Source organism: Marinobacter sp. SS13-12, from assembly GCF_030227115.1.
Lineage (GTDB): Bacteria > Pseudomonadota > Gammaproteobacteria > Pseudomonadales > Oleiphilaceae > Marinobacter.
On the sequence record NZ_JASSUA010000002.1, the window covers coordinates 474,303 to 492,886 of the forward strand.

Sequence of the window (18,584 nt, forward strand, 5' to 3'; positions counted from 1 at the left end):
CCGCTAACCATTCCTGCAAAGGTTTAAAGGTAGAAGGATTAAAGTATGGCTCGTGTAAAACGTGGCGTGGTAGCACGTCGTCGTCACAAAAAGATTCTCAGTCAGGCCAAGGGTTATTACGGAGCGCGCAGCCGCGTCTATCGTGTAGCCAAGCAGGCGGTTATCAAGGCCGGTCAGTATGCTTACCGTGACCGTCGTAACCGCAAGCGTTCATTCCGCGCACTGTGGATCGCCCGTATCAATGCTGGCGCCCGCGCCAACGGTCTGTCTTACAGCCGTCTGATTGCCGGTCTGAAAAAGGCCAATGTCGAGATTGATCGTAAAGTTCTGGCTGACCTGGCCATGAACGAGCAGCAGGCGTTTACTGCTGTTGTTGAGAAGGCAAAAGCGTCTCTGTGATCGCTTAGCTCTTTCATCGGTTACTGATCGATTCAGGCGTCCTCATGGGTTCATGACGACGCCTTCTGATAGGGGAAGGGCGCGCTCTTCCCCTATTTTTGTTTAGAGCGATTCCATTTCTGGATTGGAGCAGGGTCAATGGAAAACCTGGATCAACTCGTTCAGGACGGTCTGGCGGCAGTCGACAGCGCAGACAGCTTGCAGGCGCTGGACCAGATTCGTGTTGAATACCTTGGCAAGAAGGGTGTGATTACCCAACAGGCAAAAACACTGGGCAAACTGTCTGCGGAAGAGCGCCCGGCAGCCGGCCAGAAGATCAATGAAGCCAAGGGGCAGGTGGAGCAGGCAATTAACGCCCGCCGCACGGATCTTGAGCGAGCCGCCATAGAACTGAAGCTGGCCAGCGAATCCATTGATGTGACTCTGCCTGGCCGCGGCCAGGACCTGGGTGGTCTGCACCCGGTGACCAGAACCCTCCAGCGTATCGAACAGTTTTTCTCCCGTGCCGGCTATACCGTGGAGCAGGGACCGGAAATCGAAGACGACTATCACAACTTCGAGGCTCTGAATATTCCCGGCCACCACCCGGCCCGTGCCATGCACGATACTTTCTATTTCAATCCGGGCACCTTGCTGCGCACTCACACGTCTCCGGTACAGATCCGTACCATGGAAGCTGGCAAGCCGCCGTTCCGCATGATCTGCCCGGGCCGAGTGTATCGCTGCGACTCCGATATGACCCACACCCCGATGTTCCACCAGGTGGAAGGGTTGCTGGTCGAGAAAAACGTCAGCTTCGCCGACCTGAAGAGCACCGTGGAGGAATTCCTGAGGGTATTCTTCGAGCGGGACCTGGAAGTGCGTTTTCGCCCCTCTTATTTCCCGTTCACCGAGCCGTCCGCGGAAGTGGATATCGAGTGGGGGCGTGAAGAGGACGGCAGCATCAAGTGGCTGGAAGTGATGGGCTGCGGCATGGTCCACCCCAAAGTATTCGAGCATTGCGGTATCGACGCCGAGGAATACCGTGGTTTTGCGTTTGGTCTCGGTGTCGAGCGCCTGGCCATGCTTCGCTATGGCGTGAACGACCTGCGTATGTTCTTCGAGAACGACCTCCGCTTTCTGCGGCAATTCCGTTGAGCGCGTCATCAGGGCAGTTGAATTAACAGGCAAAACCGCATCAGGACAAGGCAGATACCATGAAATTCAGTGAGCAGTGGCTACGGGAATGGGTTAATCCGGCGAATGACACCCAGGCATTGATGGACCAGATCACCATGGCGGGTCTGGAAGTTGACGGATTCGAGCCGGTAGCCGGCAAGTTCAGTGGCATTGTGGTGGGTGAAGTGGTTTCCGTAGCGCCTCATCCGGATGCGGACAAGCTCCGGGTCTGTCAGGTTAGTGATGGCACCCAGACCGTACAGGTGGTTTGTGGCGCCCCCAATGTCCGTGATGGCCTAAAGGTGCCCTTTGCCGTTGTGGGCGCGGTGCTACCGGGCGATTTCAAGATCAAGAAGGCCAAACTTCGTGGGCAGCCGTCCGAAGGAATGCTGTGCTCGGAGGTCGAACTGGGCCTGTCTGAAAATCACGATGGCCTGATGGAATTGCCCGAAGATGCGCCGGTAGGCCAGGAGCTGGCTGAATTTCTCAAACTGAACGATGTCACTATCGATGTAGACCTGACGCCGAACCGCAGTGACTGCCTCTCGATTAAAGGCATCGCCCGTGAAGTGGGTGTGCTGAACAGTCTGGTGGTTGAAGGCCCGGAGATCGGTCCTGTGGAAGCGGTACACGCTGAGGTGCCGGAGATTACGGTCAAGGCCCCCGAAGGCTGCCCCAGATACCTGGGCCGTATTCTGCGCAACGTGGACCTGAGCGTTGAATCACCTCTGTGGATGCAGGAGAAGCTGCGCCGCTCCGGTATTCGCTCCATTGACGCGGCTGTGGATGTTACCAACTACGTCATGCTTGAGCTGGGCCAGCCCCTGCATGCGTTTGATCGCGACGAAATCGAAGGGGGGATTGTTGTTCGCATGGCGAAGCCGGGCGAAAAACTGGTACTGCTTGACGGACAGGAAGTGGAGCTGACCGTCGATACCCTGGTCATTGCCGATCACGCCAAACCCATTGCCATTGCAGGTGTGATGGGCGGAGAGCATTCGGGTGTGAGTGAGAAAACCCGTGACCTGATTCTGGAAGCGGCGTATTTCGATCCAATCACCCTGGCCGGCAAGGCCCGCCATTATGGCCTCCATACCGACGCCTCTCATCGCTTTGAGCGGGGCGTGGACTATGAGCTTGCCCGTGACGCCATGGAGCGGGCCACCGCATTGTTGATGTCGATCGTCGGCGGTGAACCCGGCGAAATTGTGGAGGTGGCCAGCAAGCAGGACCTTCCGGAAGACCGCACGGTGGATCTTCGTGAGCAGCGCGTTGCGGATGTTCTTGGGCTGGCAATTGACCGGACCACGGTTGAGGAAATCCTGACACGGCTTGGCCTGCATATCGACAAACTGCTGAAGAACGGCTGGCGCGTGCATGTACCCAGCTTCCGCCCCGATATCAGTATCGAAGAAGACCTGATTGAAGAGATTGGCCGAATCTACGGCTACAACAACCTGCCTGTAACAGAGCCGATCGGGGCCCTCGGCCTGCGACCTCGGGAAGAAGCCATTCGCCCGGTTTCCGCCATCCAGGATTACTTTGTTTCCTGTGGTTATCAGGAAGCGATCACCTACAGCTTCGTTGACCCGAAAGTCCAGACTCTGGTTGATCCGGAGCGGGAGGGTATCGCTCTGGCGAACCCGATTTCTTCCGACCTGTCGGTCATGCGTACCACCCTGTGGAGTGGGTTGCTGAAAACAGTGGCACACAACCAGAATCGACAGCAGCCACGCATCCGACTGTTCGAGACCGGCCTGAGGTTTGTAAAGGATGGCGACCAGATCGATCAGCAGCCAATGCTCGCTGGTGTGGTCGTTGGCAGTCAGCTACCCGAAAACTGGGCGAACGGTCGCAGAAATGCCGATTTCTTTGATGTAAAAGGAGAAATGGAAAGCCTTTTCCGACTTCTTGGGATCGAAGTGCAGTTTCTTGCCAGCCAGCACCCGGCTTTGCATCCAGGCCAGACGGCTGAATTGCTGCGGGATGGCGAACATGTAGGCTGGCTGGGCACGTTGCACCCACAAGTTCAGAAAAAACTGGAACTTAATGGCACGATTCTGATGTTTGAGCTATTCTTGAATTCGATCGTTTCTGGATATGTGCCTAATTTCAAAGATGTTTCAAAATTCCCTGAAGTTCGGCGTGATTTGGCTATTATTATCGGAAGCGATGTGGGGTTTGCAGATGTTGAGCGTGTGGCCAAAAAGCACGCTGGCGAGCACCTCACGGCTTTGCGTGCGTTTGATGTCTATGAAGGTGAAAGCCTGGGTGAAGGTAATCGCAGCCTTGCCCTCAGCCTGTTCTGGCAGCATCCTGAGCGCACACTAAATGAAGAAGAGGTGCATTCGCTCTTCAACGGTGTCATAGAGGCATTGCAGGAAGAGTTGGGGGCAACACTGAGGAGTTAACAGATGGCGGCTTTGACGAAAGCGGAAATGGCGGAGCGCTTGTACGAGGAATTGGGGCTTAACAAACGCGAAGCCAAGGAGATGGTAGAAGCTTTTTTCGACGAAATCAGGGGCGCTCTCAGCCATAATGAACAGGTCAAACTGTCAGGATTCGGCAACTTCGATCTGCGCGACAAGAAGCAGAGGCCGGGACGGAACCCGAAGACTGGTGAGGAAATCCCGATCAGTGCACGGCGAGTTGTTACGTTTCGACCGGGACAAAAACTAAAACAGAAAGTAGAAGCGTATGCTGGAACCCAGTCATAACAACGAACTACCCACAATACCGGGTAAACGTTACTTTACCATTGGTGAAGTCGCCGAACTCTGCGCGGTAAAAGCGCACGTTCTCAGGTATTGGGAGCAGGAGTTTCCTCAACTGTCGCCGGTCAAGCGTCGTGGTAATCGCCGTTATTACCAGCGTGCGGATGTGATTACCATTCGCCAGATCCGAAGCCTGCTTTACGATCAGGGCTATACCATTGGCGGGGCGAAACAGAAGCTCAGCAGCCACGAGGTAAAAGACGACACGTCCCAGTACAAGCAACTGATACGGCAGATGATCACCGAACTTGAGGAAGTTCTGGATGTGCTCAACACTCCGGTGAAGTGAACGCCCGCCCGGTTCAGACATCGAAAACCGAAGGTTCGCCTTCGGTTTTTTTGTTATCAGTGGCTATTTTCATGCAATGGCTCGTATAGCTATCTGCATCTATTATCAAACAGGAGACAAACAGCATGATCGGATACGTCACCATTGGTGTTAAGGACATGGCGAAAGCCAAGAAGTTTTACCTCGACCTGCTGGGTGATCTTGGCGCCAAAGAACTGCTGGATCTTGGTCGAATCGCCTTTATCGGTAAGGACATGAAGTCACCCATGTTGGCGGTTTGCACGCCGGCGGATGGCCAGGATGCGAACTGTGGTAACGGAAATATGTTCGCGATTCCGCCGGGTTCGAAAGCAGCGGTCGATGCCCATTACCAGCGCGCGATTGAGCTGGGGGGAACCAGTGACGGAGAACCGGGCCAGCGTATCCCTGACCAGTTCTACGGCGCCTACGTTCGCGACCCGGATGGCAACAAGCTGGCCTTTTTCCATTTCGGCTAGTCGCTCGTGAAACAGGGCGGGCAAGCAGATGACTCACAAGTACACCTTTACACTGGGAGCACGAACCTGGCACTTCAGGACCCTTGCGGACCTGTTGGCAAAGGCAACGCCGGCACGATCAGGTGACCGGCTCGCCGGTATTATGGCCGACTCCGCGGAAGAGCGTGTGGTTGCCCAGATGCGCCTGGCAGAGCTGCCACTCAGGGAGTTTCTCTCCGAGGCGCTGGTGCCTTATGAGCAGGATGAGGTCACGCGTCTGATACTGGATTCCCACGATCCGGTCGCATTCGCACCAGTAGCGCACCTCACCGTAGGGGACTTTCGTAACTGGTTGCTGAGCGATCACGCAACGCCGGAGTCCCTGGAAAAACTGCGCACCGGCCTGACTCCGGAAATGGTCGCGGCCGTAAGCAAGTTGATGCGGAACCAGGATCTCATCCTGGTAGCGAAGAAATGCCAGGTGACAACGGCCTTCCGGAACACCATCGGCCTGCCCGGCCATCTCTCAACCCGCCTGCAGCCGAATCATCCGACCGACGACGTTTCCGGCATTGCCGCGAGCATCCTGGACGGTCTTCTTTACGGAAATGGCGATGCGGTCATCGGCATCAACCCGGCCACAGACAACGTCAGCCAGGCCATCAAACTGATGGGCCTGGTGGATGATGTTATCCGGAAATACGACATTCCCACCCAGTCCTGTGTGCTTACCCATGTCACCAACACGCTTGAGGCAATAGAGCAGGGCGCACCGGTGGACCTGGTGTTCCAGTCCATCGGGGGTACGGAGGCCACCAACAGCAGCTTTGGCTTCAGTCTCTCGACACTTCAGGAGGCGCGGGAGGCGGCCCTGTCCCTGAAGCGGGGTACGGTCGGCAGCAACGTGATGTACTTCGAGACGGGGCAGGGCAGTGCCTTGTCTGCGAATGCCCACCACGGCATCGACCAGCAGACCTGTGAGGCGAGGGCCTACGCCGTGGCGCGGCGCTTCGACCCGCTGCTGGTCAACACGGTTGTTGGTTTCATCGGCCCGGAATACCTGTTCGACGGCAAGGAAATCATCCGCGCTGGCCTGGAGGATCACTTTTGCGGGAAGCTGCTCGGCCTGCCCATGGGGTGCGATATCTGTTACACCAACCATGCGGAAGCCGACCAGAACGATATGGACAACCTGCTTACCCTGCTGGGGGTCGCAGGCTGCACCTTCATCATGGGTATTCCCGGTTCCGACGACATCATGCTGAACTACCAGACCACCTCCTTCCACGACGCTCTTTACGCCCGCCGTGTCCTTGACCTGAAGCCTGCTCCCGAGTTCGAGGACTGGCTCGTTCGAATGCAGATCTTCGAAAACGACTCACGATACGAACCGAGCAGGCAGTTGCCTGACCGGTTCAGGGCGCCATTGAAAGCGTTGACCCGGGAGGTAGGCGATGAGTGAAGAGAAGCCGCTTGTTACCGGAAACGTCTGGCGAGTACTGCGCCAGTTTACCGATGCCCGGATTGGCCTCGGCCGGGCTGGCATCAGCCTGCCTACGCGCGAGCTCCTCAAGTTTCAGCTTGCCCATGCCCGGGCAAGGGATGCGGTTCACTTTCCGCTGGATGTGAAGCGCCTGGTGGAAAACCTGAGCGCATCACCAGCAGACTTGCCGGGCGACTCCCCGCTGTTGCTGAAAAGCCAGGCGCAAGACAGGCTGACCTACCTTCAGCGGCCGGATCTGGGGCGGGAGTTGTCGCAGGAGTCGCTAGAACAGCTTGTCAGGCATCGGGTCCGCGATCAGAGCGAGCCCGTGGTGGCCATTGTGATTGTCGATGGCCTGTCATCCTCCGCGATCCAGAACAATGCGGAGCCCATGGTCACGCAGCTTCTCAGGGATCTGAATGAAGAACCCGGGGGTTGGCGACTGGCGCCCGTGACCATTGTGGAGCAGGGGCGGGTGGCCATAGGTGACGAAATTGGCGAATGCCTGGGAGCCAGCGTGGTGGTTGTCCTGATCGGGGAACGCCCCGGCCTCAGCTCACCCGATAGCCTGGGGATGTATCTTACCTGGGGGCCGGAGAGGGGTTTGAGAGATGCTCGCCGCAATTGCATCTCGAATGTGCGGCCAGGCGGCCTGAGTTTTGAGCAAGCAAGCCAACGGCTTCGCTACCTGATGGAAGAGGCAAGACGACTCAGGATATCCGGAGTCAGTCTCAAAGATCGAACGGATGAGGTTGTGATCGAGACAACGGCTGACAGCACGACTTTCCTGACCGACTAAAAACAGCAAAGCCCGGACCTTCCGGCCCGGGCTTTGTGTAGGGAATTCTGGTCGGGACGGTAGGATTTGAACCTACGACCCCTTGCACCCCATGCAAGTGCGCTACCAAGCTGCGCTACGCCCCGATACTGCTATGGGCCAAAGAAACTTGAGATAAATCTCAGTGGCTTAGCGGGAGCGAAGTCTACACCAGCCCCCGCAAAAAATAAACATCCTTTCGGCAATTCCCCGGGTATTTCTATTGCAGCTTGGTTTCCCGGAGCTGACGGATAAATTCTGGTGGCTCAAAGCTGTTCGCCGTGGCGTCTGGCCAGTAAATATCGAATACCCGCTCACCGGTTTTTACCCCTGTCAAAAGGGCGCCGGGTTCGAGGAACGGAAACAGGTCCATATACGAATGGATTTCTGTTCTGGAGGTGCGGCGAATAATGTGCTCCGGCCCCAGTTCAGACGGATGACTGAGGCCCGAGGCCGCGAGCAGGTTCATGAGCGCATCCAGGGTGTTTCTGTGGTAGTTGTAAACCCGCTGGCTCTTGTCCCGCACATCGAGCTTGTTGCTGCGCCTGGGGTCCTGGGTGGCAACGCCGCTGGGGCATTTGCCGGTGTGGCAGTTCAGGGCCTGAATGCACCCCAGCGAAAACATATAACCGCGGGCTGCGTTGCACCAGTCGGCACCCAATGCCAGGGTTCTGGCAACGTTGAAGGCCGACGTGATTTTGCCGGCAGCGCCTATGGCGATGTCCTCTCTCAGATTGGTCCCCACCAGCGTGTTATGAACCAGCAACAAGGCTTCTTTCATGGGTGTTCCCAGCCGGTTAATAAACTCAAGGGGCGCCGCACCTGTGCCCCCTTCGCCACCATCAACAACGATAAAGTCCGGCTTCTTGCCTGTTTCGAGCATCGCCTTGACGATGGCAAACCACTCCCAGGGATGACCGATGGCCAGTTTGAAACCCACTGGCTTGCCACCGGACAGTTCACGTAGTCGCTCCAGGAATTCCAGTAACTCTATGGGGGTTGAGAAAGCTGAATGGCTGGCAGGGGAGACGACATCCTCCCCGGGTTTGACACCCCGCGCTTCGGCGATTTCCCGGGTTACTTTTTCTGCGGGCAAAATGCCACCGTGGCCGGGTTTTGCACCCTGAGATAGTTTGACCTCTATCATTTTTACCTGGTCAGTGGTGGCATTCTGGACAAACATTTCCTCATTGAACGTGCCGTCCTCGTGGCGACACCCGAAGTAGCCGGAACCGATTTCCCAAACCAGGTCCCCTCCCGGCTCCCGATGGTACCGGGAGATGGAGCCTTCGCCGGTATCATGATAGAAGCCGCCCAGTTTCGCGCCGGTATTCAGGCTCAGGATGGCATTGGCAGAGAGCGAACCGAAGCTCATCGCGGATATGTTGAAGACGCTGGCGTTATAGGGCTTGGCGCAGTGCTTGCCGATCACGATGCGAAAGTCGGAATTGGTCAGCTCCGCCGGCCTCAGCGAGTGGTTGATCCACTCGAAGCCCTCGTCATACATGCCCAGTTGGGAGCCGAAAGGGCGTTTGTCGAGAATATTTTTGGCTCGCTGGTAGATGATCGTTCGCTGTTCCCGGGAAAAGGGGCGCTCCTCAGTGTCTGACTGGATGAAGTACTGCCGTATTTCGGGGCCGATGGACTCGAGAAAGTACCGAAAATGGGCAAGGATCGGGTAATTGCGGCTGACTGTGCGCTTACGCTGCAACAGGTCCCAGGTGCCAAGCGCTGTGAAGGCAGCGAACACAAATGGCAGGGCAATAGTCCAGCCCTGGAGTAGAGCGCCCGCCAGCAGCGATAGCAGCAAGCCTGTCAGGCTCAGTACATAGACGGTGTAGCGGAAGGGGATGGTTCGGGTTTTTGCCATTGGATCCTCTGAGCGGAAAAGCGACGGGTTAGCTGGATGGTATCAATATTCAACCTGGGATTACGTATCGTGAGGTGAAATCACTTCAGATGGTTTTTTCTCGCGCTTATGAATATTGGTCTAAGCTTGGTTTTGGGGCGTACGTACGTGTTCTTTGATGTTTTGAGCTCAAAGCAATAAGATGGCGAGCTTGTAACGTTGGCATCCGAACATTGAATAGTTTTACTCAAACAGGAGGCTCAAAACGTGGGCGACGTTGTAAAAGACGAATACTCAACGGATTACGTCGCAGGCCAGGATAATGTAACTCCTTTTGGCCTCGATCTGCATGCGCCAGTATTCCCGATCACGGCGGTACTGGTGGTAGCGTTCGTTATAGGTACGCTGATCTTCCCGGCAGAAGCAAAAGAACTTCTTGACGGTGCAAAATGGTGGACAATCGCCCAATTTGACTGGTTCTTTCTGATCAGTGCCAATATTTTTGTGGTGGTTTCTCTCGCGCTGATTTTCATGCCTGTTGGCAAAATCCGCATAGGCGGCATGGACGCCAAACCGGACTTCTCGACGATGTCCTGGTTTGCGATGCTGTTCGCGGCAGGCATGGGTATCGGCCTCATGTTCTGGGCTGTTGCGGAACCGGTAGCCTACTACACTGGCTGGTATGAGACGCCTTTGGGTGTTGAGGCCAATACGCCGGAGGCCGCCAAGCTGGCCATGGGCGCCACCATGTATCACTGGGGCCTGCATCCCTGGGCAATCTATGCAATTGTGGCATTGTCACTGGCATTCTTCGCTTATAACAAGAATATGCCACTGACTATCCGCTCAGCCTTCTTCCCTTTGCTGAAAGACCGAGTGTGGGGCTGGCCCGGACACATCATCGATACCCTGGCGGTAGTGGCGACGATTTTCGGTCTTGCCACCTCCCTGGGTTTCGGTGCCCAGCAGGCCGCAGCCGGGCTGGATTACCTGTTCGGGATTTCGTCCGGCATAAACGTCCAGATGGCCATTATTACCGGCGTGACGGCCGCTGCCCTGATATCAGTGCTGCGTGGCCTGGACGGCGGTGTGAAGCTTCTGAGCAACATCAACATGTCGCTGGCGGCAATCCTGCTGTTTTTCATCATTTTTGCCGGCCCGACCATGACCATCTTCGAAACGTTCTGGGTCACATCGTCCAGCTACGTGGGTAATGCGTTGCAGTTGAGCAACCCCTTCGGGCGTGAGGACGAAGCCTGGTTCCACGGATGGACGGTCTTCTACTGGGCCTGGTGGATCTCCTGGTCACCGTTCGTCGGCATGTTCATCGCACGGGTTTCCCGGGGCCGTACAGTTCGTGAGTTTGTCACCGCGGTACTGATTGTTCCGACCGTTATTACCGTCGTCTGGATGAGTGCGTTTGGTGGCTCCGCACTGGAGCAAATCCAGCAAGGCATTGGCGCACTGGCCGAAGACGGTCTGACAGAGGTTCCCCTGGCTTCGTTCCAGATGTTGGCCAACCTGCCATTCGTGGCGATCAGCTCTTTCGTGGGTATCGTGCTGGTGCTGGTCTTCTTCGTGACCTCCTCAGATTCCGGCTCGCTGGTTGTCGACAGCATTACCGCCGGTGGTAAAACCGATGCGCCGACCGCGCAGCGTGTGTTCTGGGTGGTCATGGAGGGTGCGATTGCCGCAGCCCTGATCTTCGGTGGTGGTGGCGATGCCCTGGGTGCCATCCAGGCAGTTGCGATAACCGCAGGCCTGCCCTTTACAGCAGTGCTGCTGGTGATGACCTGGGGGCTGCTGAAAGGCCTCAGCCATGAGCGTAAGTTGTTGCTTGCGGAAGGCAAGCTCTGATCATGGCGCAATAAAAAAACCGGGGTGACTTCAAGTCACCCCGGTTTTTTTATGCCTGGATTTCGTGGCTCAGACTTTCGCGGTGAAGGTTTCCATCGCAAAAGCAGCCCGATCTTCCGGCGTAAAGTGTGGCTTGCGCAGGGCCTCGATCTGCCTGAGGCGTGGCAAAAGACCACGGCCATTGGCCATCTGGATAGCCAGGCCAGGGCGGGCATTCAGCTCAAGTAGCAGTGGGCCTTCGTTCACATCAACCACCAGATCAACCCCCATATAGCCCAGCCCGGTTGCCTCATAGCACCTTGAGGCCATGACCAGCATTTCCTGCCAGTCATCGATGGCGATGTCGTCCAGTGCCAGGCCCGTATCCGGGTGTAAAGTGATAGGACGGTTGAACTGCACCGCATTCAGGCTGCGGCCATTGGCAATGTTCAGCCCAACCCCAACAGCGCCCTGATGCAGGTTGGCCTTGCCATCAGAGGCTTTGGTGGCCAGCCGTAGCATCGCCATTACCGGATAACCCTGAAATACCACAATGCGGATATCCGGTACGCCCTGGAAAGAGTATCTGGCCAGTTCCGGAATGGATTCCACCAGATTTTCAACGATCGCAACGTCCGGTGTTCCGGCCAGTGAATAGAGGCCCGCAAGAATATTGGAGAGATGCCGCTCGAGGTAGGCCACCGATACCCGGGCACCAGAGGCCTTGACGTATTCGTCGCCATCGCGCCCGGTTATCACGGTAATGCCCTTGCCACCGGAACCCTTGGCGGGTTTTATGGCGAACCCGTTTAGATCTTCCGCCATTTGTCGGAAATGGGAAATCTCGTGCTGCTGGCGTACAACCTGGAGTAGCCTGGGTGTGCGGACATCGTACTCGGCCACCACCAGCTTGGTTTTAAGCTTGTTATCCACCAGCGGGTAGGACATACGGCTGTTGTACCGGGCAATGTAATCCACATTGCGCCGGTTCATGTTCAGCATTCCCAGCTGATTGAGCTTGAAGGGCGAAATCCAGCCCATCAGTCGTAGGCCTTCATGGGGTGAAACCGACGAAGCTCAGACAGTTTGTAGCCAGTGTACTGTCCCATCAGCAAGATTAGCCCCAGCACCACAAAGTGCAACTCGGGGAAATTAAACGTCAGGTGTTCGGCCAGGGGCGTACTCATCAACAGAAAAGCGCACACCGCCACAAACAGGCTGCCCGTGCTCTGCACCAGGACTTCACGGGCGCCTTCTTCCTCCCAGAGTATGGACATGCGTTCGATGGTCCAGGCAATAATTACCATCGGAAAGAAGGTCACTGTCATGCCGGTATTAAAGCCCATCTGGTAACCGACAATACTGAGACCGGCGGTGATGAAAATCACCAGAATAATGAGTGCTGATATTCGGGACACCAACAGCAGGTTCAGGCTGGAGAGATAGCCGCGCATCACCAGGCCGATGGCCACCACAGACACAAAGGCAATAAGCCCGGGAATCAGCGTCGTCTGCACGAATGCGACAGCGATCAGGATGGGCATGAAGGTGCCGGACGTCTTTATGCCCACCACGATACGCATGAAGGCAACAACAAGGGCCCCCAGCGGGAGCAGCAGAAGCATTCTGAACATACCCTGCTCTTCAATCGGGAGCTGGTACAGGCTGAGGAAGCCCAGGCCATTCTCGGAAGATTGGGACTGGGCCAGCTGCAGTGCCGGTACGGTTTGCCGCAGCATGGAAAAACTCACTTCCGAGTCATCCCCGCCGACCAAGTCAAGCAGGGAGGTAGCAGCCTGTCGCCACAGCAGTACGTTTTCCGGCAGCCCCTGTTCGGCGGTCCGGGGATCGAAGGTCAGCCAGCTGGTGCCGTCGTAGATCTGCAGGAATGGGCGAAGTTGTTGCCTGCGCCGCGCGTCTTCGAGGGCCAGCCCGTCAGCGATGCGTGCGGGAATGCCGGCGTGGTTGAGCATCCGGTTAAGCAGGTCAATGTAGTTGTCGTTGGAAACCAGCAAGGTTGTATTCTGTGCACCGCCGTCTGGCTGGAGCAGCTTGATCAGTTCCCGGGTCATACTCTCCGGTGTGCTTGAGCGGGCAGCAGCCTGTTGCAGCAGCTCTTCCACTGCCGTTGCCTGGGGCTCTTCCCAGAACACCGGTTCCGGTTTGGGCCGACGCCGGGGGTTGCCCGTTCGCACTCGTTCGTCGGGTACCAATTGCACCTTGAAATACAGGGTTTGAGGGCCGTTGATGTCACGCTTGGACCATTCTGCCCGGCGCTCACCGGAATCCTCCACAATGGAAAAGCCATAGCCCGGTGAGGCAGCCTGTTCGGAAATAATACGGAATCCGGGGGGCTGGTCCGGGATATTCATGCTCGCAAGCACCGGTTCACCGGTACCTGTAAAATCAATTCTCGCTTCTACCATCCATACCGGTTTCTGCTCGCCGGTAAACCAGGGGATGCCCAGTTCCACATGGCGCCAGACGGCGATCGAGATACCTGCCGCAATCAGCAGTAGAATGGCAACGAAAAAGGGTATACGGGAGCGGGAAGTCAAGACTCATCCCCATTGTCTTCTGCGGGTACGGATTCCGGCAGTTCAGTGGCGAATTCCTTGCCAACATCAATCAGCATCACATCTCTCAGTATGTTTCGCCCCACCAGCACGCTATGGGAAAGATGTTCGCGGTTTGTCAGGGTGAATTCAGCCTGTTGCCGATGATTACCAATCATGAATTGTAATTCGACTACCACACGCCTTTCTGACTCGTCTGTACTGGATTGTATGATCCTGACACGGCGGGAAATCTCCCGCTCAATGGTGACAAAATCATCGGTATCCGGCATGGGTACGTCAAACCGAACCCAGTTATTGCCGTCGCGTTCAAAACGGGTGATGTTCCTGGCATCCATTGACGAGGTTTCGGCGCCGCTGTCGATGCGGGCATCGTAAATCAGGCGGGGGCCGGCCAGGTAGAATTTTTCCACTTCGCCAACGATCACTTTGCCCTTGAGCCTGTCAGCGCGGCCATCACCGCTTTTATTCACTTCGCATGCGGGGACTTTGGGTGCCGGTGGACAGGCAGGCTTTTCCACCTGCTCTGTGATCGCTTGAAGAATGTTCTGGGTGGATTCCTCATTAAGGCGGGTCAATGCCTGAAAGCGCTCGCTGGTGCGGTCCTCAAGGGTGATGAGGTGCTCGCTCTGGTTGACCACCGATGAGTTCAGGGCGTCGAGGTCTTCCTTTTCCACCATAAGGTAGCGATTTGCGGTACAACCGGAAACAAAAATAAGAAAAACCACGGCCGCCGCCAGCTTTCCATAATCTGAACGCATAAAAAACATCCGAAACCTCTGAACCCGCGGCTTGAATTCTCGAATTCCGGAATGCCGCAATGGAAGTCGTTGCCCTTAAGGGCAAGCTATCTTATTCACAGGACGGAAGTATACAACAACATGACAGTTGTGAGGGTTTACAGATCATTAACGGCGGAATTATCTGTTTCAGGATGTCCGGGACAGGAAGTGGTTTTCGGCGAGCACTTCATCTGAGCGGAGGTATTCCTGAACAATGGGGGAGCAGTTGAGGTAAAAGAGCAATAGCTCCCTTTGAACATCCTGATCCTGAATGCGGGAGGCAAAATGGATCAGGTCGCGAATGGACTCATCGCCGCGGTTCTGAAAGCTCTTGCCATAACGTCCCTTCAGGATGCTGGTCAGTCGCTCCAGATGAAACTCCCCGGTGTGCGTCATGTGAGGCAGTATACGGAACTCGCCACGATTGCTTTGGGACCTGCAGTTATCGTGCAGTTCCGGCCAACCGGCAGGGGACAATTCAGATCCCAGTTTTCTCCAGAGCTCTTTAAGCATGATGAATTCCTGTCCTTTATACTGCCCAGAGACCGCGGCGCCGGATGTAACCTATCCACTATGACGGCAGACAACGTCTGTCTTCCGTTTTAGATGATATTACGCACCGAGTCCAGAGGCGGATGCATCAGGTTGAAATTTTTGCCAAGCAGTCGATAACCGAATGTGTAACAACAAGTATCCGACGGGGTGACGCGTCAAAAGGTTCCGCTAATACGGTAAACTGTTGCGGCATTGTCATTGTCGAGTAACCAGTCAAGGAGATCAGGGTGCCTGAGGCCGTTGTAGCTGTTATGGAAAATCAGCCGGAAATCATGGTATTTGCGGCAGTGCTGGCCCTGGTTCTGTGTCTGTTGGCTTTCCTTGTCGTAAAGGGGAACCGCGCTACCGAAAGCTGGCGCCAACGCGCCGCCTTACTGGATAACCAGGTTGCCGGGCTGGAGTCTGAGAGCCGATCTCGGCTGTCGCGCATTGAACAGCTGGAAGCTGAAAGAACAGTGCAACAACAGCGTGCCGATGAGCTTTCCAGGGAGGTCAGTGATGCAAAGGTTGCCCTGAGAGAGCAGGAAGTCACCCTGGCTAAGGAGCGCCGGGCAACCACGGAAAAACTGGAGCTGCTGGAGCGCAATCGTGATTCCCTGAAGCAGGAGTTCGAGAACCTTGCCAATCGTATTTTCGAACAGAAAAGCGAACGTTTCAGCCAGCAGACCCGCACCAGCATCGATACCCTGCTCAACCCGTTCCGGGATCAACTGCAGGATTTCCGCAAGCGGGTCGAAGATGTCTACACCAGCGAAACCCGTGATCGCCAGGCCCTGAGAAGCGAGATCAAGTCCCTGCAGGAGCTGAATCGCCAGATCACCGAAGAGGCCTCCAACCTCACAAAGGCGCTCAAGGGCGACAAGAAAATCCAGGGCAACTGGGGCGAACTGATTCTTGAGCGGGTGCTGGAACGCTCCGGTTTGCGCAAGGGCATCGAGTACGAAACCCAGGGTAGCTACCGCGACAGCGACAACCAGTTGTTACGGCCGGATGTGATCGTTCATCTGCCGGACCAGCGCAACCTGGTGGTGGATTCCAAGGTATCCCTGCTGGCTTATCAACAATGGGCAACCGAGGAAGATGACGCCGCCAGGGACGAAGCGCTGAAGCAGCACGTTGAAGCCGTGCGCAACCACATTCGCACATTGAGCGAGAAGGACTACAGCCAGCTTCACGGCTTGCACTCGCCGGACTTCGTGTTCCTGTTCATGCCCATAGAGCCGGCCTTCGTGGCCGCTTTTCAGCAGGACGAGAACCTATTCGCAGAAGCATTTGAGCGAAAGATTATTGTGGTTACACCAACCACCTTACTGGCCACATTGCGCACCATCGAGAACATCTGGCGATACGAGCGCCAGAGCCAGAACGCGCGGCGCATCGCAGACCGGGCCAGCGCGGTTTACGACAAGCTTCGAATATTTGTGGAGGCCATGGAAAAGCTTGGCAGCCAGCTGCACACCGCCCAGGGCACCTATGACTCGGCGATGAACACCCTGACCCGTGGCCGGGGGAATCTGATCTCCCAGGCCAATCGCTTTGTTGAGCTGGGCGTTCGTGTTAAAAAAGAACTTCCGAAAGCGATTATGGACCAGGCAGAAGTGGATGCCGAAGAAGACGCCGCCCGAGAAAACGAACAGGAGTAGATAAAATGGTGAAGATAACCCGAATCGGGCGCAGTTCAGTTTGCGGCCTTGTGTTGGCATCGCTGCTGGTGATCACCGGTCAGGCATACGCACTGGAACCAGAACATGAAATCCGCCGCTTGATGTTGGCCACTGAAGAGGCTGTTACCGGGGAAAACTGGGGCGAAGCGGGGGAATACCTGAACCGTCTTCAGCAACTGGAAGGTGAGAAACCGGCAGACTATTTCTATTTTCGTGGCCGGGTGATGATGGAATCTGGCCATTTCAATGAGTCGCGAGCGGCATTGGAAAAATACGTCAGCCAGGCCGGTGCCGAAGGCGAGCACTACAACGATGCACTCAAACTGATCACCAGCGTTGAAAAAGCCCGCAAGAAAGAGGGCGCCCTGGCCAGCAAGAACAGTCAGAACCAGAGTGAACCGGTTGCGATTATCGAGCCTGCGGGCGATGAATCGCTGGCGAAACTGAAGCAGCTTTACCTGGCGGAATCGGACGCACAGGCCCTGGTTATTCACGCCAATACCCTTCTCGAAGGCGCTGGGTGGCGGTCAGATCAGCGCATCGTAAGGCTTGATCAGCCGGCGGACATTTCCTACAAGGTCGACCGGCAGAACGACGAGATCAGTATTCAGGAGTCCCGCCGCGAGGACAATGGCCGGGTGGTGAAATCCACCGAGTCACTGGGTGTATTCGGCGTTAATCCGCAGATCGAGTGGAATTGCGAAAGTGCCACCGCCAGTTGCTGGATCTACGACCCGCGGGATGGTTCCCGGTTGATGAAACTGAGCCAGAACCGCGAACGGGCAGAAGAAATCGCCCGCACGCTTGGGCGCCTGATAAAGACCATGCAGGGCGTTGGTCAGCCCCGCAGCTGACCCCGTTCGCCCTCGCGGTAAGCCCCGGGGGTGACGCCCGTCCACTTCTTGAAGGCCCTATGGAACGTGGAAGGTTCGGTAAAGCCTACGCGGAATGCGATGTCGTTGATGGGCAGATCCGGGCGTGACAGGTAATAGATCGCCATATCCCGCCTCAGCAGATCCTTGATTTCCTGAAACGATGTATTTTCCTGCTTAAGCCGCCGCCTCAGGGTCTGGGGGCTGGTATGGAGCTCTGCGGCAATCCACTCAAAGTCGGGCAGGGAACGGGTAAAGTCCCGACCAATAAGCGCGCGGATGCGGCCAGTGAAGGTGTTGCTCTCATCCGGGCGCGACAGCAGATCCGCCGGTGAGGTTTTCAGGAACTGGCGCATTTCAGATTTGTCGCGAATCACCGGCGCCTGCAGAAAACGTTTTTCGAAGGTGAGCGCGGTCTCTTTGGCCTCAAACGACAGCGGGCAATGAAAGATGTGCCGGTACTCGTCGCCATGGGGCGGTCGGGGGTAGCTGAACTCTGCCTTGAGCAACTCCACCGGCTGCCCGATCAGCCAGCTGCCAAGCCGATGCCAGATCACCAGAATGCTTTCCCGCAAAAAGTACATCGGGTCGTCTATATCACCTTCTATCACCGTTACCAGCCGAGCAGCATCGTCATCAACTTCCAGCTTCATGGCCACCATGGGCTCGAAAAGCCGGCAGAACTCGAACGCCTGGCGGTAAACCGCTTCAAGGTTGGGGCAGTCGATCACCAGGGCACACATGGTGGCAAAAGTGCCGGTACGGCAGCGCCTCGGGCCCAGCCCCATGAACTCATCTTCCATCACATTCCACGTGGCCTGCATCAGCCGGCTGTACTGGGTACTGCTGACCCGGGCCATTTCGATCCTCAGCAAATCCGGTGAAATACCGGCTTCCTTGAGTATCTCGCGGGTATCCAGGCCGGCCTTCTCGGCGCCAGTCAGAGCGGCCTCTACGAAGTGCCTGGAAACAGTGAGTTCCGACATGTCATCCTTTATCCTTATTTGAATGAAGCCCATCATAAAACCCCCCGGTTACAATGCAACCATTGAGC

The 18,584-nt window shown here is 56.2% G+C and carries 17 protein-coding genes and 1 tRNA gene; 11 read left to right on the forward strand and 7 right to left on the reverse strand.

Annotated features, from left to right (window positions below; all coding sequences use genetic code 11):
- Positions 1-45 precede the first annotated feature (45 nt).
- The 8 genes from rplT to eutC all read left to right on the forward strand — a co-directional run bounded on the left by rplT (position 46) and on the right by eutC (position 7,378).
- On the forward strand, positions 46-399 hold the full coding sequence (gene rplT, locus QPL94_RS15195) for a 50S ribosomal protein L20 (RefSeq protein ID WP_135955804.1): 354 nt from the start codon (positions 46-48) through the stop codon (positions 397-399).
- Between the two features lie 138 nt (positions 400-537).
- Positions 538-1,536 (forward strand): phenylalanine--tRNA ligase subunit alpha, encoded by a 999-nt coding sequence (gene pheS / locus QPL94_RS15200; RefSeq protein WP_285358498.1) that lies wholly within the window; start codon positions 538-540, stop codon positions 1,534-1,536.
- 59 nt (positions 1,537-1,595) lie between these two features.
- Positions 1,596-3,968, forward strand: coding sequence for a phenylalanine--tRNA ligase subunit beta (pheT, locus tag QPL94_RS15205; protein ID WP_285358499.1), 2,373 nt, complete (start codon positions 1,596-1,598; stop codon positions 3,966-3,968).
- Positions 3,969-3,971: 3 nt separating this feature from the next.
- Entirely contained in the window at positions 3,972-4,274 is a 303-nt protein-coding gene (ihfA, locus tag QPL94_RS15210; protein ID WP_007151838.1) for an integration host factor subunit alpha, read from the forward strand.
- Positions 4,255-4,620, forward strand: coding sequence for a MerR family transcriptional regulator (locus tag QPL94_RS15215; RefSeq protein WP_027831420.1), 366 nt, complete (start codon positions 4,255-4,257; stop codon positions 4,618-4,620). The genes ihfA and QPL94_RS15215 overlap by 20 nt, the downstream gene beginning before the upstream one ends.
- 125 nt (positions 4,621-4,745) lie before the next feature.
- Positions 4,746-5,117, forward strand: a complete 372-nt coding sequence (locus QPL94_RS15220) for a VOC family protein (RefSeq protein WP_285358502.1) — start codon at positions 4,746-4,748, stop codon at positions 5,115-5,117.
- A gap of 28 nt (positions 5,118-5,145) precedes the next feature.
- The gene (locus tag QPL94_RS15225) at positions 5,146-6,558 is read left to right on the forward strand and encodes an ethanolamine ammonia-lyase subunit EutB (RefSeq protein WP_285358503.1); all 1,413 of its coding nucleotides are present in this window, start codon (positions 5,146-5,148) and stop codon (positions 6,556-6,558) included.
- Positions 6,551-7,378 carry an ethanolamine ammonia-lyase subunit EutC gene (eutC, locus tag QPL94_RS15230; protein WP_285358506.1) on the forward strand — a complete coding sequence of 276 codons (828 nt, stop codon included), beginning with the start codon at positions 6,551-6,553 and terminating at the stop codon, positions 7,376-7,378. Before QPL94_RS15225 ends, eutC begins: the two co-directional genes overlap by 8 nt.
- Positions 7,379-7,426: 48 nt before the next feature.
- Here eutC and QPL94_RS15235 read toward each other — a convergent pair.
- Together QPL94_RS15235 and QPL94_RS15240 are read right to left on the reverse strand one after the other, a co-directional pair.
- Positions 7,427-7,503 (reverse strand) — tRNA-Pro (locus QPL94_RS15235).
- Positions 7,504-7,616: 113 nt separating this feature from the next.
- Positions 7,617-9,266 carry an FMN-binding glutamate synthase family protein gene (locus tag QPL94_RS15240; RefSeq protein WP_285358508.1) on the reverse strand — a complete coding sequence of 550 codons (1,650 nt, stop codon included), beginning with the start codon at positions 9,264-9,266 and terminating at the stop codon, positions 7,617-7,619.
- 246 nt (positions 9,267-9,512) lie between these two features.
- Here QPL94_RS15240 and QPL94_RS15245 point away from each other — a divergent pair, with 246 nt between their 5' ends.
- Positions 9,513-11,102: a BCCT family transporter gene (locus QPL94_RS15245; protein ID WP_285358510.1), complete on the forward strand. Its 1,590-nt coding sequence runs from the start codon at positions 9,513-9,515 to the stop codon at positions 11,100-11,102.
- Between the two features lie 69 nt (positions 11,103-11,171).
- Here QPL94_RS15245 and QPL94_RS15250 read toward each other — a convergent pair whose 3' ends face one another.
- The 4 genes from QPL94_RS15250 to QPL94_RS15265 form a co-directional block, all read right to left on the reverse strand.
- On the reverse strand, positions 11,172-12,122 hold the full coding sequence (locus QPL94_RS15250) for an alpha-L-glutamate ligase-like protein (RefSeq protein WP_285358511.1): 951 nt from the start codon (positions 12,120-12,122) through the stop codon (positions 11,172-11,174).
- Entirely contained in the window at positions 12,122-13,639 is a 1,518-nt protein-coding gene (locus tag QPL94_RS15255) for an inactive transglutaminase family protein (RefSeq protein WP_285358513.1), read from the reverse strand. The genes QPL94_RS15250 and QPL94_RS15255 overlap by 1 nt, the downstream gene beginning before the upstream one ends.
- Positions 13,636-14,418, reverse strand: coding sequence for an ATP-dependent zinc protease family protein (locus QPL94_RS15260; RefSeq protein WP_285358514.1), 783 nt, complete (start codon positions 14,416-14,418; stop codon positions 13,636-13,638). Before QPL94_RS15260 ends, QPL94_RS15255 begins: the two co-directional genes overlap by 4 nt.
- Positions 14,419-14,586: 168 nt before the next feature.
- The gene (locus QPL94_RS15265) at positions 14,587-14,952 is read right to left on the reverse strand and encodes a hypothetical protein (protein WP_285358515.1); all 366 of its coding nucleotides are present in this window, start codon (positions 14,950-14,952) and stop codon (positions 14,587-14,589) included.
- Positions 14,953-15,221: 269 nt separating this feature from the next.
- Here QPL94_RS15265 and QPL94_RS15270 point away from each other — a divergent pair, with 269 nt between their 5' ends.
- Complete coding sequence (locus tag QPL94_RS15270) at positions 15,222-16,637, forward strand: DNA recombination protein RmuC (protein WP_285358518.1); 1,416 nt, start codon at positions 15,222-15,224, stop codon at positions 16,635-16,637.
- A 5-nt stretch (positions 16,638-16,642) separates the two neighbouring features.
- Positions 16,643-17,512: a hypothetical protein gene (locus QPL94_RS15275; RefSeq protein ID WP_285358520.1), complete on the forward strand. Its 870-nt coding sequence runs from the start codon at positions 16,643-16,645 to the stop codon at positions 17,510-17,512.
- Here QPL94_RS15275 and QPL94_RS15280 read toward each other — a convergent pair.
- Positions 17,497-18,516 carry an AraC family transcriptional regulator gene (locus QPL94_RS15280; RefSeq protein WP_285358522.1) on the reverse strand — a complete coding sequence of 340 codons (1,020 nt, stop codon included), beginning with the start codon at positions 18,514-18,516 and terminating at the stop codon, positions 17,497-17,499. The two genes, QPL94_RS15275 and QPL94_RS15280, sit on opposite strands and share 16 nt — an antisense overlap.
- Between the last annotated feature and the right edge of the window lie 68 nt (positions 18,517-18,584).